Genomic DNA, 17,102 nt, shown 5'->3' on the forward strand with positions numbered 1-17,102 from the left:
CATTAACCAAGACCTAACGGGCACAATCTTCTGCGAATGAAGCGAATACTAATTACCTCCTTGGTAATATGGGCTATTACTGGGATACACAGGCTCCAGGCAACTCATATCGTTGGTGCGGAACTCTATTATGAGTGTGTTGACTCTGTCAATCACGTATATGACCTTACGCTAAAAATGTATCGTGACTGTGAAAATGGACAGGCACCCTACGATCCCACCATCACTTTATTCATTTTTAACGGAGTTACAGGAGCCACCGTGCAGACGCTGACAATTCCGGTTCCTGCAAATACACCTGAAATACAGCCGGAAGACTGGGATGCCTGTGTGGCGACGCCACCATCCATATGTGTGGAAGAGGGAATTTATTTTACCACGATTTCGCTGCCTCCCAGTGTCAATGGCTACAACCTCGGCTGGTCCCGCTGCTGCCGCAATGCTGCGATCACCAATCTTTCCAACCCGTTGGGTGAAGGCATCACTTTTCTGGCGCATATCCCTGGCTCTGGTAGTGCCACCTGCAATTCCATGCCGCAGTTTGATCAGGTTCCTCCGGTGTTTTTATGTGCAAACCAGCTTTTTAGCTTTGACCACTCCGCCACGGACCCCGATGGGGACTCGCTCGTTTATGCACTTACGAATCCCTATACAGGAACAAACTTTGCCGGGCTCGGTACAGGAAACCCCATGCTGCCGGGCGGCAATCCTCCTACGGTGGATCCTTTCTCCAACCCTATGGGGCCGCCCCCCTACAACCACGTGGTTTTTTCAGGTGGATTCAACTTCCTCGACCCTTTTGGCTCAGGCAACTTTACGATTGATCCCCAGACGGGTTTTATTGATGTTACCCCCAATCAGGTGGGGATTTTTGTGTTTTCGATTTCTGTATTTGAATACCGAAATGGTATCCTCCTGAGTGAAAACCGCCGCGATTTTCAGATCCATGTGATCAATTGTCTCTCTCAGGGCGCACCGCCAACCATTACTCACGACCTTACGGGTCTTAACTTCAGCAATGATACGATATTTGTCAATGCCGGCGTGCCGTTTTGCTATGATGTGACGGTACAGGACCCCGTTGCAACTGATACTGTGACTGCCTATACTGTGAGCGCCGCATTTGGAAATGGCAACTTTGTTCCGCCTTTGGCTACTTTCAACTTCTCAGGGATTAACCCCATACAGGGACAGATCTGCTGGACGCCCGCCTGTATCTACAATGGACAGATTGTCCCCTTGATTATCGGCGGATACGATGTGGGGGACTGCGAAAATGTAGCGCATACATTTGATACCGTCTGGGTTGTGATCTCCCAGCCGCCCAACCAACCACCGGTCATTACCCCGGACTATACCGGGCTTACAGTGGTCGGAGACACCATATTTGTCAATGCGACAGATACGGTTTGTTATACTGTTACGGCATCTGATCCAAATATCGGCGACATTCTGACTCTTACAGGCATCAGTCCGATATTTACCGCAGCAACCAACGCGCCAACGGTAACGGTTTCGGGTACAAACCCCAAGCAGGCGGAAATCTGCTGGGTACCGTCCTGTGATAAAGAAAACCAATTGTTTGTGTTTACCATGGCGGCTTCTGATATGAGCCTGTGTAATGCGCCAAAGACGGTTACTTCCACTGTCTATATCAAGGTGCTGGTTCCACCCAATAATCCGCCATCAGTCACGACCAACCTTTCTGGTAATACCTTCAGCAATGACACCATATTCGTCAATGCCCTGAGCAACCTATGTTTTAGTTTTACCGGCAATGATGCTGATCCGGGTGATGTGCTTTCTTTTCAGACATTCAGCCCAATATTTAACGGGCCCGGAGGCCCGGTTGTAACTACCACGGGAACCAATCCGCTTCAGGGTCAAATCTGCTGGACACCGGGCTGCCAGTACGAAAATCAGGTGATCAGAATGATATTTGGTGTTCAGGATCAGGGCGTTTGCTCCAATATCGGGAAAGCGAGGGATACGATTTATGTCAAAGTTTCTGTTCCGCCCAATGCGCCGCCCCAAATCAATTTTAACCTTAGTGGAAATACCTTCAGCAACGATACGATTTTTGTAAGTGCCAATGAGGGGCTGTGTTTTAATTATCTGGTTACCGACCCCAATGCGGGAGACCTTCTGACTGCGGCTGCCATCAGTCCGATATTCAGTTTGCCCAACGGGCCTACATTTTCTTCTGCCGGAACCAATCCTGTAATCGGCCAGATCTGCTGGAATCCTTCCTGTGATTTTGTAGGGCAGGTTGTACCATTAGTTGTGCAGGCTGAAGACAATGGTATTTGTTCGAGCAAAAAAACCGTTACGGATACCGTGTTTGTGGTCATTTCTACCCCACCCAATGACCCTCCGGAAATTAACCATATTCTGAATGGGCTCAACTTTTCGGGTGATACCATTTTTGCAGACGCTTCTGTAGCTTTCTGTTTTACGGTAAATTTTACGGATATCAATTCCATCGATACGCTTACTGCATTTGCGATCAGTCCGGTATTTACGGGAGCAAACCCTGCTACTTTCACCTATACGGGTATCAATCCTCTGCAGGGACAGGTTTGCTGGACGCCCTCCTGCGACAATGAGGGGCAATTGATAGAAATGATTCTCCGGGTGGAAGACAATGGAGACTGCGATAATTCGCTGGAAGCATTTGACACGGTATATGTAAAAATCAGCGATCCGCTTACCATTGCACCGGTTGTCGGACACGATCTTTCCGGCAATCAATATGTGGCCGGGGATACGATTTATATTGAAATTAATGACAGCCTCTGTTATGACTTTTTTATCGTCGATCAGACGGTCAATAACGGTATCAATTACAACTACGAATTCCAGAATCTGGGAGGAACTAACCTCGGTCTTTCCTCTGCGAATGTGATATTCTCCGGAGATTCTATTATCGGGAGTATATGTTTCAAAGCGGATTGTTCCAATGGGGGAAGCCTTTATCGCAGTATCATCACAGGTATTGACAAAGAAACCTGTCCGCCATTTAAAACTGCCAGCGATACCGTTTATATTAAGGTGAATACAAATTTTCTGGCCTTTGCAGGAAAAGATACTTCTTTCTGCCAGGGTACGGGCGGCGTTCAGTTGAATGTTGTCCCAATTGGCGGTGTTGCTCCTTACTTTTTCAACTGGGGATGCAGTGATCCTGGCAATTGTGGTTTCAGCAATCCCTATATCTCCAATCCTGTGGTAAACCCCACAGATACGACGACTTACTTTGTGCAAATTTCGGATAAAAACGGCTGTACCAGCGAATTTGACAACATTATCGTCAATGTCAAACGTCTGCCGATCGTGGATGCCGGGCCGGATACCTTTATATGCGAAGGTGGCCCCGGCGTTGGCCTGCATTGTACCGTCTTAAATCCGCTGGAAGCACCGGGACCTTATACCTATACATGGATTCCTTCTGCGGGACTCAATAACCCCAATGTTGTGAACCCGCATGCTACGCCTGATTCCACGACGATATACACCGTGATTGTCGGTTCTGCGAATGGCTGTACCAGCGATAATACGAACCTCGATACCCTGAGCACTGTAGTAGTTACAGTAAGAGCACGACCTGTTGTCGAAGCCGGGCCCGACCGTTCGATTTGTCTGGGTGATACGACACAACTGTTTGGCCATGCCACGGAAGCCGGCCCTGCCTATGATTTTATATGGACGCCGGCTACGGGTCTGACAGACTCTTCAAATCAGGCACCCATTGCCAGTCCGCCGATTACGACGACCTATTTCCTCGTTGCCTGGTCCAATACCTGCCCAAGTGTGGCAGATTCAGTAACGATCACTGTACATACGCTGCCGACGGCAAATCCGGGCAGTAACTACGAAATATGCGGCGGAGACAGCATCAGGCTCAACGGTATCGCTGGTGGAGATTCTACTGCGACCTATACGTATCTCTGGTCTCCGTCAACCGGCCTTGATGACCCATCTTCGGCCACACCGTATGCTAGTCCGGGCAGTTCTACCGTGTATTCGCTGGTGGCTACTTCCAACTACGGATGTAAGAGTCCTGCTTACCAGATTGGTCTCAACGTGCTCCCTGCACCGATTGCCAGTGCCGGGCCTGACGGACTGATTTGTCTGGGAGATTCCATTGTATTGCAGGGTAGCCACACCATGATCGGCGGACCGCCTGCCGGGCCTGTTTTTTATGCATGGACACCTGCAAACGGCATGTCGGGACTGTATGTGCCGCAACCAACCACCAGCCCGTCTCAGACAACGTTATATACGCTGACGGTTTCCTCGGGAGCGTGTTCGACCAGTGATGAGGTGAAAATAGATGTTTTCAGTGCTGTGGACGTTTCTGTATCGGCAGATACAAGCGCAATATGTTCCGGAGAGCCGGTACAGCTCTTTGCTCAGGGCGGTTCGGGCAGCGCGACGTATCTATGGACACCGGCGACAGGGTTAGATGATCCTTCCAGCCCGACACCGGTGGCGAGGCCCGACACAACAACGACCTATTATGTAGAAGTTAGCGAGGGCGCATGTAAAGGCGCAGAAGGCGTTACCATACGGGTTTTCCCGACACCCGCTCTCGACTATATCACTTCAAAAGAAAATGGCTGTGAAGATCTTACGGTCAATTTTTACGAAAACACGCAGTCAGGCGTAGCCTTTATCTGGGACTTTGGAGATGGTTCGCCGATCAGCAATGAAGGATTTGCCCAACATACTTATTCAATCCCGGGAACCTATGTGGTAACCCTTACCGCTACAGGTGCCGGAGGATGTGAGGTGTCGGGAAGTCTGGGTGAAATCACTGTTGGCAGTGGTCCGAATGCAGATTTTGCCGCTGACCCACGAATCGGATCATCGCTCCCATTACCCGAAGCAAAAGTACAGTTCAGCAACCTTTCTACGGGTGCGGTTTCATGGTATTGGGACTTTGGTGACGGCGCATTTTCCACAGCCGAACATCCCGTACACAGTTACAGGGAGGCGGGTACTTATTATGTTCTCCTCGTGGCTACAGATGGGCAGGGATGTGTGGACTCCACGACATACGGACCGCTGGTGGTATTCCCTCCGGATGTACTCATCCCCAATGTATTTAGCCCCAATCAGGACGGGATCAATGACCTGTTTTGGGTCAAATACAATGGAAAGGAAACAGTATATACGGAAATATTTGACCGGTGGGGAAGACCGATATTTTCAGGAACAGGCCTGTTCGAAAACGCATGGAATGGCCTTACCGCCACAGGCGCCGAAGCCAGTGAAGGGGTGTACTATTATGTGGTAAAAATAGGGGCAAAATCCTATAGTGGAAATGTCACGCTAATGCGGTAAATTCGGGTTGTAAACCCGAAAACAGACCCATCATGCAGGACAAATCCTGGCTTATTTTCTGCGGTGTATTCGCTACTGTCGGCACTGTTTGCGCCGTTATCGGATGGTACAACTATCGCAATGTTTCCTTTATCATACGCAATGGCGTAGAGGTCAACGGCTGGGTAGTGGAAAACTACCCCCATCCCAACTGGAAAAAAAGGTATCTGTATGCACCCGTAGTGCAGTATCTCGACAAAAACGGCGAGATGAAAAAATACACTTCTACCACATTTACCAACCCGGCGGAGTTTCAGGTGGGGGAACAGGTAAAAGTCTGGTATCTGGAAGAAGATCCGGAAAAGGTCTCTATTCCCGGTACAAATTATTGGCTTTTACCGGCAGTGTTGGGCGGATTTGGGCTGATCTTCGGACTGATCGGATACCCGGCACTGATCAAAGCCCTTTTGAAGGGATTATTTGGGTGATAAAATCCTACTTTCTTCCCGCAAGTTGTATCTTTTTGCCCACTGGTGTATTTTTACATCATGCAAATCACTGATGAACTCCTTCAAAAGCTCGCTACTTTGAGCAAACTCGAAATACCAGACACTGAAATGGCGCAATTGCGCGGTGATTTTCAGGGGATGCTGGATTTTATAGACAAACTTCAGGAGGTAAATACCGACGAGGTTGCTCCGTTGATTCATATTACGGAAGAGGTTAACAGGCTGCGTCCTGATGAACCAGAACCGCCCCTTTCACAGGAAGAGGTTTTGAAAAATGCTCCTTCCCGGAACGAAAATTATTTCCTTGTACCCAAGGTTGTGAAAAAATAAACCCGTTTTGTCCCAACCCGATATGGATCTCAAGCGACTGCCTTATCTTCCCCTTCACTTTTTTTACCATCAGTTGTCTACAGACAACCGCCGGATGTTTCTCATCCTGATGGGAATTCTGTTGACCGGTGCAGGTTTTTTTCTGTTTGCCTATATTTACCCTGAGTACTGGGCACTTCAAATCTCGGAAGTAGCGGAAACCAGTACGGAAAAAGTACTTGTCACTACGATCCATGAAAACTACCGGAGCTTTGACATAAGCCTGAATGCATTCCGGCAATGGGTAAATTACTCTGCGTCTCCGTTGATGCCTGAGGCATTTCCCGTCATTCTCTTCTGGTTTTTTCAGACTGTTGCGTGGTCGCTTTTGCTGACTGTAGCCAGCAGTCTCAAAGGCCGGTGGCCATTTGCCCTGTTTTTTATTGCGGCTTTGTTTATCCACTTCTCAGGGGTTGTGCAGGCGATTTTACCGGAAGGAGGGTTTGCCACTTCCAGTCTCGAATTTGGGGTGATTATTGCATTTCTTGGACTGGGATATTTGTTTATGACCCGTACGCTGCGCTGGTCGCTGCCGGTCAGATGGGCGATTTTTCAGGGGCTGATGCTGATTTTATTCTCCCTTCCGCTGTTTCTGCATGGCTGGACAACCCTTCATCAGATGAGCATAGACGTATTTGTGTTTATGTTTTTGATGAGCGTGATTTTTTTGTTTTTTATTGGAAAAGAACCTACCAATCTTATCATTCTCCTTGCTACCAACCGCCCTGCACCTGCGGCAAGGTTGGGAATATGGTGGATAGCCGGAATTATTTCTCTGTATTTGCTGATTGGTTTTCTTTGGATGAATGAGTTTTTGCGATTTGGTCTGCCGGTGATTGATACACTTGTACGACCGGGGCATCTGGTCTTTCTTTCTGCTGTATTTACAGTATTCACTTCGCAGAACCAGTACCACCAGGTGAAAAATATATTTGGCTCACTTGCCGGGTTTACCTATTTTCTTCTGGGGTGGACGCTGATGATCCTGAGTTTCCTGTTTGTGAATTTTGCCTCCGGCGACAGCATATTTGTCCTTGCCATTGAGCAGATCGCTGCGGTTTTTTTCTTCTCCATCGGAGCCGCCCATACCCTCTTCATATTTGTCAACCATCGCGAGTTGCTGAAAGCGAAAATTAATCTCTACTACCTGATGACTCAGGGAAGTAATCTGAGTTTATACACGGTATGGCTTGTAGGAATTGTGGGAATCATTTCGGCGGAAGGAAAAGAAAATTGGGGAAGCATTCATCTGGCCTACCACACACTAGCCAATCACACAGGTGACCAGGCTGTGATGAAAGGGCAGATCGGGGACGCAATTCATGCTTATGAGGTCGCAACCACACAGAGCATGTATAGTCCCAAAGCAAATTACAATCTGGCTTCTTTATATCTCTCTGACAGAAAAAAACTGGCCACTGCGGTAAATTATTATCAGGCCGCCACGCGAAATTTTGAGTTTCCTCCGGCCAGGATCAACGCCGCCAACCTTTTTTATCTCAACAATCAGATTGCCGATGCGAAAAATATTCTGAAAAAAGGAATGGGGGCTCAATCAATCAGCCCTTATGTCGCCAATAATCTGGCGATGATATTTGTAAAGGAAAATATGCCTGATTCGGCTATTCTCGTGCTAAAACAGGGGTTGCTGACAGATTTAACTCTTTCCGGGTTGTACAGCAATCTGGGCCTGATATATCATGACAACCGACGTCCGGAGGAAGCTGCCTCTTTCCTCAAAGCAGCAGGTGAAGTCAGCAAAAGCAGCGATGTGGCAGCGGTCAATGCGCTGATGCTGGCAATGAACACAAAGGAACTGCCGGGGATATCGCTGCCGGAAGCAACCTCATCAGAAAACTATTTCCTTGCCTATAATCATTTGCTCTGGCAGATGCGCAAAAAAGGATACAATATTGACCGGAAAAAACTCAAGGAGCTGGCCGATCAGGATCAGTCTCCCGACGCTTTGTTGCTGGATGGATATCTGATGTTTGAGGAAGATTCTACCGAATTTGCGATCAGCCGGATGAAGTATCTGCAACACAGTTATCCCGCATATGCTGCACAAAGCAATTATCTGATCGGGGTGGGCTATTTTCGAAAAGGGGTTCCGGAGATGGCGAGAAAATATTTCCTCGCACAGGCGGAAGCCGGAGATCTTCGCGGTGACCTCTATGCCGCACAGATGGATATTGATCTGGGAAATGCGGACTCTGCCAGTTTGCAACTCAGCATGCTCCGCGCCAAAGATCAGTCTTTGTGGGAGCCATGCGGGAGAGAACTCGCCATGTTGCTGAAAGCATACGGACAAGACCTTTACGCACAAACAGAATGGAATCTTTCGACCCTTACATTTGATGAAAATGTGCGCATCGGTCTGTACGCCGATAGTATGAATCAGTATATCAATGCGCTGGAAAGTTTTCGGAAGGTTCAGGGACTGGACTCTTCCAGTATCGTGCCTTACCTCGAACTGGGGCGTATTTACAATAAATATGCAGACACCCTTGCTATAGAAACTATCAAATTTGGTCTGGATGTCAACCCCGAAAGCATACCGCTTCAGCTAGCGCTCGCACGCGCCTGGCAACTGGCAGGGAATGCCGAAAAAAGCGCAGAGATTGTGAATAAATATGCGGACGATTCCTCGTACTCAACCGAAATCCTTTTCCTGCAAGCTCAACAGGCGCTGATGCAAAAAGATACATCCACCGCACAGGTACTGCTGGATTCCCTTCACCGCATGGAACCTCTGAATACAGAATGGATTATTACGCTTGCCTCCATTTATGCAGCTCAGAGAGAATACGAAAGGGGAAATTTGCTGATCACTACTGCGATCAACAACAATGATGCAAATGGCGAACTCTGGTATTATTACGCATGGTTTTCGCGGGCATGGAATCTCCTCGATGATGCCGGGTTTGGGGCTGCCAAAGCCATTGAGTATAGCCGTTCAGCAAAGCGCAAAATGGATATTGCTGCCGAGTTTTCTGCTGAAATCAGGACAATTAGTCAGAAACAGTAAGGATTTTCAGTTAATTTTTCGCGGTTCGGGAAATTCTGTTTTATTTATGTACAATTCTCCCGAACATCCGCTATGGCTGAAAATATATATTTTGAACGCGATCTAAGCTGGCTCTCTTTCAACTACCGTGTGTTGCTTGAAGCAACCAACCGGAAGTTGCCATTGTATGAGCGAATAAAATTTCTGGCGATCTACGCCTCTAACCTTGATGAGTTTTTCCATGTAAGGGTTGCCTATACCCTAAGTCTGGTCAGACTGCAAAAACAAGGCGAAGTAATGCTTGACTTTGATGCTGAAAAGCTCCTGGAAAAAATCCATGCAGAAGTCAACCGCCAACAAGAGGTATTTGGCAAAGTATTCAGCGATGATATCCTTGTCGAACTTCAGAAAAATAAAATCAATCTTCTGCTTAAACCACCGAAAGAAGCGATTCATAAAGAGTTTCTGGAGACCTTTTTTCTCGATGATGTGCGGGCCTATCTGCATCCTGAGCTTTTGCGCAAAAACAAAATTGTGCACTTCCTTCGGGACGACGCCTTATATCTGGCCGTAAAACTTCGAAACCAGCCCCGTAACCCCGACAAAGTAAAGGACCCGGCAGCACTGTACCGAAAGCGGATCCGGTATGCACTGATACAGGTGCCCACTCATTATTTTTCCCGGTTTGTGGAATTGCCCCGAATCGGGGAAGAGCATTACTACATGCTGCTCGATGATGTCATCAACTGCAACCTGAGCAAAATATTTCCCGGTTATGATATCCTCGGTTCTCACAATATCAAACTCACCCGAAATGCGGACCTGGTGATTGAGGATGAATCCAGTGGCGACCTTGTGGACAAGATCCAGCGAAGCCTGAAAAAAAGAAAAACGGGGCTGCCGGCGCGGTTTCTCTACGACCGGCAAATGGGAAGCAATATGCTTCAGTACTTGCGCGACACATTCTCTATCACAAGGAGAGAGCTTATGCCAGGCGGCAAACACCACAGTTTTAAAGATTTTTTCAACTTCCCCAACCCGGCAGGTGCGAGACTGGAACGCAAACCTACACCACCTGCCCCTCACCGCGAATTGGAAAGTTACCCTTTCCTGATTGAGGCCATCAAACAAAAAAACTGGATACTACATTTCCCTTATCACACCTACGACTACGTGGTGCGTTTTCTCAACCAGGCAGCGATCGATCCGCTGGTGGAAAGCATACGTGTAACTCAGTACAGAGTCGCTTCCAACTCCGCCATTGTCAATGCACTGGTGCGTGCCGCCCAAAACGGCAAACGGGTGACTGTCTTTGTAGAGTTAAAAGCCCGTTTTGACGAAGCCGCCAATCTCGCTTCTGCCAAAGAAATGAAAGAAGCCGGAGCCAATATTATTTACAGTATTCCGGGACTCAAAGTACATGCAAAAGTAGCGATGGTAACCCGGATGGAAGGACGGGAAAAAGTGCGTTATGCGTTCCTCAGTACGGGGAATTTCAACGAGAAAACGGCTCGTATCTATGCAGACCACGGGTTTTTTACCAAGGATGAAGAAATCACCAATGAACTGAAAGAAGTATTTCGCCATCTCGAAGATCAGACCTACCAGCCGCCGCAATTTCGCAAGCTGATGGTGGGGCAGTTTAACCTGAAAGGCAATTTTATTTCTCTCATAGACAGAGAGATCTCAAATGCAAAGGCAGGAAGGAAAGCCGAAATTCTGATCAAACTCAACAACCTTGAAGATCGGGTGATGGTGGATAAACTCTACGAAGCGAGTCAGGCCGGTGTACAGATCAGAATCATTGTAAGGGGGATTTGCTGTTTGCGTCCCGGGCTTCCCGGCATAAGTGAAAACATATCCGTCATACGTCTGGTAGATCAGTTTCTGGAGCATGCGCGGGTGCTGGTATTTTACAACGATGGCGATATGGACATCTACCTCACCAGTGCCGACTGGATGCGGCGGAACCTCAACCGGCGGATCGAGCTGGCGTTCCCGGTGTGGGATCCCGAGATCAAACGCGAGATCATGGAGATATTGCGCCTGCAGTGGAGTGACAATACCAAAGCCGTGCGGTTGAATGAGAATATCGAAAATGTTCCCATCGTGCGGGCAGAAAACGAACCGCCCGTACGCGCCCAGATCGACATTTACGAAAGAATCAAGGACGGGAAGTTGTAGGGTTAGTTAAATATTTTTTCTAGGTGCTGCCAGCCTAAAACCTGTGCAAGGCTACGCTCCTGTACTTCATCGCCACCATAGACCAAAAAACTATTCTCAGGAATTGCGCCGGAAACCTGCTGAAAGTAAACGAGGCTGTCGAAAAACTGAGGATTGATGGTTCTTCCGGATTTAATTTCTATTGGAAATAGCTGACCACCTTTATCTAGGACAAGGTCAATTTCATTAACACCCGCAGCATTCCAGAAGTAATGGCCAGGGTGCAGATTTCGGTTGAAGTTATATTTCAGAATTTCATTGATAATAAAATTTTCAAATAACGCGCCCTTAGCAAAATGACGGTTAATATCGTCCACCTGCCGAAGGTTCATCAGCGCACAGGCTAACCCTGTGTCGTAAAAGTATAACTTTGATGATTTGACGATTCGTTTATTAAAATTGCGATGATAGGGGCGTACCAAATGAATAATAAAACTGGTCTGTAATACGCTCAGCCATTTTTTAATAGTTTGGTACGAAACGCCTACAACATTTGCCATGTCAGAAAAATTGACCAATTGGCCAATTCGCCCGGCAGCAATTTCAAGAAATTGCCTGAATGCACCCAAATCGCTTACGTTTATTACCTGCCTCAAGTCACGCTCAACGTAAGTTTGAATATAATCAAGCAACCACTCAGAAGGATTGAGGTCATAATCGTAAATCCGCGGATAAAACCCTTTTAAAATATAATGCTCGTAGTCAGGCAGGGCAAAAGGTGTATTTTGTATCTCTTCAAGGGAAAAAGGTAATAAATTAAAAATCGCTACGCGGCCTGCAAGACTTTGGGAAACACTCTCCATCAGTAAAAGGTTTTGAGAACCGGAGATGATATATTTCCCATTTTCTTTTTCCCTGTCAACAATTACCTGAATATAAGAAAGTAGATCTGGTATGTGCTGGATTTCATCCAAAATGGCATACTCTCCTACATTTTTTAGAAAACCACGTGGATCATCTTTTGCAAATCTGCGTTTTTCGATTTCTTCCAGGTTGACATAAGTATAATTGGGAAAAAGTTGCTGGATCAGCGTAGATTTCCCGCTCTGCCTGGGGCCGGTTACTGCTACGACTGGCATTTTTTTCGCAGCTTCAGTTATTTTTTTACTTAAAATTCGTGCTATCATTATCTGCAAATTAGAAATTGAACTTCTAATTTGCAAGAAAATATATTGGCAGCCAGATGCTGTACGGAGATTTTTCCCAGGCAATCCATTCCATCAGATTTCTATCAGAATCTGTTTTTACTTTGCGCAAATCATACAAAAAATCTTCTATGCGCAGACTTTTCCCTTACTTTATAGCCCTCCCCCTGGCTATTTTTTTATTTTGTCCTCTCAGCGCACAGTACAAAGTTGAAGGTACGATCATTTCTGAAGACGCCAGCCTGCCACTTGAATTTGCGACGATCACGCTGATCAAATCTGATGATTCTGTGACCGTTTCGGGTACGGTTACAGATCATAATGGGGCATTTTCCATTCAGGCTGGGAAGGGCAATTATTTAATTAAATCCTCCTTTCTGGGCTATCAGATATATTTTTCGGCCCCTTTTGTACTGGACGAACAACATGCTTCCGTAGTACTTCCTCCTATCAGCCTTTCGCCCCAACCGACTACCCTCGATGAGGTAGAGATCACCAGTGAGAAAAGTATGGTGGAAATGTCTATGGACAAAAAAATCTTTCGCGTGGGGCAGGATCTTTCCACTTCCGGGGCCAATGCAAGCGAGATTTTGGGAAATATACCTTCTGTCTCTGTTGATGCTGAGGGCCAGGTCAAGCTGCGGGGAAGTGCAGATGTACGTATTCTGATTGATGGTAAACCCTCGGGAATGGCCAGCGCCAAAGGTCTTCAGCAGTTACAGGGAAGTCTTGTAGAGTCAATCGAGATCATCACTAATCCGTCAGCACGGTATGAGGCGGAAGGCAATTCGGGGATTATCAATATCGTGCTCAAAAAAGAGAAACAGAAGGGGTTGAATGGTTCTTTTGAGCTAATCACAGGAGAGCCCGCCAATTATGGTGTATCGCTCAATATCAACTACCGTGTCAAAAAATTTAACTTCTTCATCAACTACGGCGTCAGTTACCGTGTGCTGCCTAACAGAAATATCCTGTATCAGGAAGTATATAGAAATGATACTACTTTTATAACGGAACAATCCTCGGCAGGAAGAAGAGAGGGAATCAATAACAATATCCGCGGCGGACTGGACTATTATTTTAATGATAAAAATATTCTCACTGCTTCCTATCGTTTTCAGCGGGATGACGGCAAACGAATCACCGACATCAGTTATCTTGACTATCTTAATACCACTGCAAATCAGGTTAGTACAAGTTTGCGGGATCAGTATGAACTGGAAAAAGAGCCCTACTCCGAGTACGTATTGAGCTACAAAAAACTATTTACCAAAAAAAACCACGAGTTCAATGCAGACGCGCGCTACCTGAATTATTGGGAAAATTCGGATCAATTGTTTACAGAAAATACTTTCCTTCCTTCACAAACCAAAGAACAAGGTACGATCAGCCGGCAAAGAGCAGTCAATGATGAGTATGAAAACCAATATTTAATCCAGATGGATTATGTGCAGCCAATCGGCAAAGAAGGGAAAATCGAAACCGGTATTCGCAGCAGCTTTCGGGAAATGACCAATGACTATGTGGTGACGCAGGAATCAAACCCTGAGGAATGGGTCGTATTGCCGGAGCTGGATAATGTATTTGTGTACAACGAAAATATTCACGCAGCCTACGGGATCATAGGAAATAAGATGAATAAAATTTCCTACCAGGCAGGTCTTCGCGCAGAAGCTACTGATGTAAAGACGACACTCGAAAAAACCAATGAGGTAAATCCGCGCAACTATGCCAATCTGTTTCCCAGTGCACATTTGGCGTATCATCTGCCTGGTAACAGCGACATACAGATCAGTTATAGCCGCCGGGTAAGGCGACCAGAGTACCGCGATTTAAGTCCGTTTATAACTTTGTCAGACCGGCGCAATTTTTTCAGTGGCAATCCCGACCTGAATCCTGAATTTACCCACTCGCTGGAAGTGGGGCATCTGAAGTACTTTGAGAATGGCTCTATTTCTTCTTCGCTGTATTACCGAAATTCAGCGGGAACCATTCAGGGCATCCGCAGGGTAAATGAAGAGGGCCTTTCAACGAGTCTGCCTGAAAACCTGGCAGGACAGCAGGTATTTGGAGCAGATGTGGCGTTTGCTTACACCCTTTTTCCCTGGTGGAAATTAGACGCCAACGGCAATTTTTTCCGGGCAATTACAGACGGAACCAATATCGACGCAACTTTCAGCAGCGACACCTACAGTTGGTTTGTGCGGCAGACTTCCAAATTTACACTTTCAAAGCAGATTTCAATACAGTTCAGAGGCAATTACGAAGCGCCGGAGCTGATGCCACAGGGAAGGCGTAAAGCATTGTATTATTTCGATTTTGCCATTCAGAAAGATCTGTGGAACAAGAAGGGGCGGCTGACGCTCAACGTTATGGACATTCTCAATAGCCGGAAAATGCGAACGGTGATCGAAGGTGAAACGTTTTATACGGAGCGTACTTCTCAATATCAGCGACGCCAGATTAATCTGACTTTAAGTTATCGCTTGCGTCAATAGTATAAGTCCTGGGGGAAGGCATTTTGAAGATTATAGGGTCTGAGAAACAAGGTGAAGGTCGTTCCTTTTCCCGGAGTACTGGTTACTTCAATTTTCCCGTCGTTTTTTTCGACCATATTTTTGACCAGATGTAAGCCGATCCCATGACCTGAAGCCACTGCGGTAAATCGTTTGAAAGGCCTGAATAGGAGTTCTCCCGCTTCTTTGAGGTTGATACCGATGCCATTGTCCTGAATGGAGAAGACAATATATTCTGCCTGTTGATATATATGTATCCTGATGCGGGGTTTTCTTTTTCGATGTGCATATTTCAAAGAATTCTGAATCAGGTTTCGCAAAATACTATCCAGATAAGGTTCGATATAAATGATCTCTCCGACCTCAATATCCTGCTCGATCATTGCCTGTAAATCTTTGATTTGGGCTGACATGTCTTCCCTGATCATAGCAATTTTATCTGAAAAAGAAATCCGGTTTATCTGACTTCCTTCTACCTTTTGCGCATCAATGATATGAATGAGCCCACTGGCGATCCGATCCAGATACTCTACAGAAAACTGGAGTTTTTCAAACAGCGGATCTTTTGAATGGCAATTCATAATAATCAGCTGCGAGATTTGTTTGAGGTTTGCAATCGGTGCGCGCAAATCATGGGCGATTGCATAGACAAAATTGTCGAGATAGCTATTGGCTTTTACCAGTTCCATATTTTTCTGCTGGAGTGTCTGTTCCAGCGATTTAAGGCTTGTAATATCCTGAATGGTGCCGATGATATAAATTTCTTCTTCTCCCATATCATGCAGCAAAGATACATTCAGCAGTGCCCATACCATTTTGCCATCAGACCGGATAAACTGCTTTTCTATTTGATAGGAAGGCATTTTGCCCGAAAGGAGTTCGTCAAATAGGCTAAAGTCGTTATTTATACCGTTGGTATGAATCAGCGTTGCGAGTGGAACCCGGGCAAGTTCATTCATGGAATATCCCAAAATCTGCTGAAGGGCCGGATTGGCCTCTACAATTTTGCCTGAGCTGTCAAATAATCCAATCCCGGTTGGGACGTATTCGTAAATACTCTTAAACCGTCGATCGGAGTACTTGAGTACCCTTTCCGCCTCTTCGAGCGCGACCAGACTATCTTTCAGGTTGGTCGATAAAATCAGGTTGAGGTTTTCGATTTCCTGATTGTACTCCGTCTGATCCTGGACCTGTACACTGGTGTTTTGCTGAAGGGTATGATGAGGTATGGAACAAGTGCCGCCACTGATTTTGCCCGATTCATCCCAAACAGGGCTAAGCCGAAAAGACTCAGAGCGGACTTGCTCTTTTTCTTTTATCTCTGTTTCCACTGTAAGAGATTTTCCACAAAACACGCTTTCAAAAGCGCTAACCAACTGATGAGACAAAGCATGATGGTTGGGATAGAGTTTGGCGAAAGCCTGCCCAACTTCAAGTATCTGATTGTCAAAATATTTGTAGTAAGCCTGAAATGCCTGATTGAAAAGCGCAATGTTTAAATTTTTATCAATCACCAGAATCGAATCCAGACTCACATCAATGATCGATTTTATCATGCTCCAGTCTGGGCTTATGGGGCGACTGTATAATTCAGTTTTGGGAAGAGTCATGATGAGCTGATTTTACCATTAATAATAAGACTGAGCAACAGGTTAATATAGAAGTAATTCCATATTAGAATAAAACATTATTTAGTAATAAATTAATTGTGTAATATATGATGAAATGATGAAAATAATTTGGGGGTAATATGGATTGTGTGCTCAAACTTGAGATTTACAGACGGTTGTAGTTGAACTAACGATCTCTTCTTCAACTATTCAGATGTAAGAATTTTTTCAAAATTTAGGGCGGATGAAACAGACCGGGAAATTTTCCAGCCATATGGGCTCTGTTCTTACACCGAATTGATGAAATTGCAGGCAGGTTCTTCAGGGCCTGCTTTGGATCCAAACAGCAAGTTTTATTACATTCTGCAATCTATTCCGGATAAATATTTTTTTATGAAAAA

General features: G+C 46.1%; 8 protein-coding genes. 6 read left to right on the top strand and 2 right to left on the bottom strand.

Going from position 1 to position 17,102, the window contains the following annotated elements; all coding sequences use genetic code 11:
- The first annotated feature begins 36 nt into the window (after window positions 1-36).
- From R3D00_28420 to ppk1, 5 genes are all read left to right on the top strand, one after another.
- Window positions 37-5,343, top strand: a complete 5,307-nt coding sequence (locus R3D00_28420) for a PKD domain-containing protein (protein ID MEZ4777135.1) — start codon at window positions 37-39, stop codon at window positions 5,341-5,343.
- A gap of 32 nt (window positions 5,344-5,375) precedes the next feature.
- Window positions 5,376-5,810 carry a DUF3592 domain-containing protein gene (locus R3D00_28425; GenBank protein ID MEZ4777136.1) on the top strand — a complete coding sequence of 145 codons (435 nt, stop codon included), beginning with the start codon at window positions 5,376-5,378 and terminating at the stop codon, window positions 5,808-5,810.
- A 60-nt stretch (window positions 5,811-5,870) separates the two neighbouring features.
- The gene (gene gatC, locus R3D00_28430) at window positions 5,871-6,161 is read left to right on the top strand and encodes an Asp-tRNA(Asn)/Glu-tRNA(Gln) amidotransferase subunit GatC (protein MEZ4777137.1); all 291 of its coding nucleotides are present in this window, start codon (window positions 5,871-5,873) and stop codon (window positions 6,159-6,161) included.
- 22 nt (window positions 6,162-6,183) lie between these two features.
- Window positions 6,184-9,228 (top strand): hypothetical protein, encoded by a 3,045-nt coding sequence (locus tag R3D00_28435; protein MEZ4777138.1) that lies wholly within the window; start codon window positions 6,184-6,186, stop codon window positions 9,226-9,228.
- 72 nt (window positions 9,229-9,300) lie between these two features.
- Window positions 9,301-11,391, top strand: coding sequence for a polyphosphate kinase 1 (gene ppk1 / locus R3D00_28440; protein MEZ4777139.1), 2,091 nt, complete (start codon window positions 9,301-9,303; stop codon window positions 11,389-11,391).
- A gap of 2 nt (window positions 11,392-11,393) precedes the next feature.
- On the opposite strand, the gene R3D00_28445 is transcribed toward ppk1, so the two are convergent.
- Window positions 11,394-12,641, bottom strand: coding sequence for an ATP-binding protein (locus R3D00_28445; protein ID MEZ4777140.1), 1,248 nt, complete (start codon window positions 12,639-12,641; stop codon window positions 11,394-11,396).
- Window positions 12,642-12,706: 65 nt separating this feature from the next.
- Between R3D00_28445 and R3D00_28450 the strand changes: the two genes are divergently transcribed.
- Window positions 12,707-15,073 carry a TonB-dependent receptor gene (locus R3D00_28450; protein ID MEZ4777141.1) on the top strand — a complete coding sequence of 789 codons (2,367 nt, stop codon included), beginning with the start codon at window positions 12,707-12,709 and terminating at the stop codon, window positions 15,071-15,073.
- Here the strand turns inward: R3D00_28450 and R3D00_28455 are convergent.
- Complete coding sequence (locus R3D00_28455; GenBank protein ID MEZ4777142.1) at window positions 15,067-16,701, bottom strand: PAS domain S-box protein; 1,635 nt, start codon at window positions 16,699-16,701, stop codon at window positions 15,067-15,069. The two genes, R3D00_28450 and R3D00_28455, sit on opposite strands and share 7 nt — an antisense overlap.
- Between the last annotated feature and the right edge of the window lie 401 nt (window positions 16,702-17,102).

It is taken from the genome of Bacteroidia bacterium (assembly GCA_041391665.1).
GTDB lineage: Bacteria > Bacteroidota > Bacteroidia > J057 > J057 > JAGQVA01.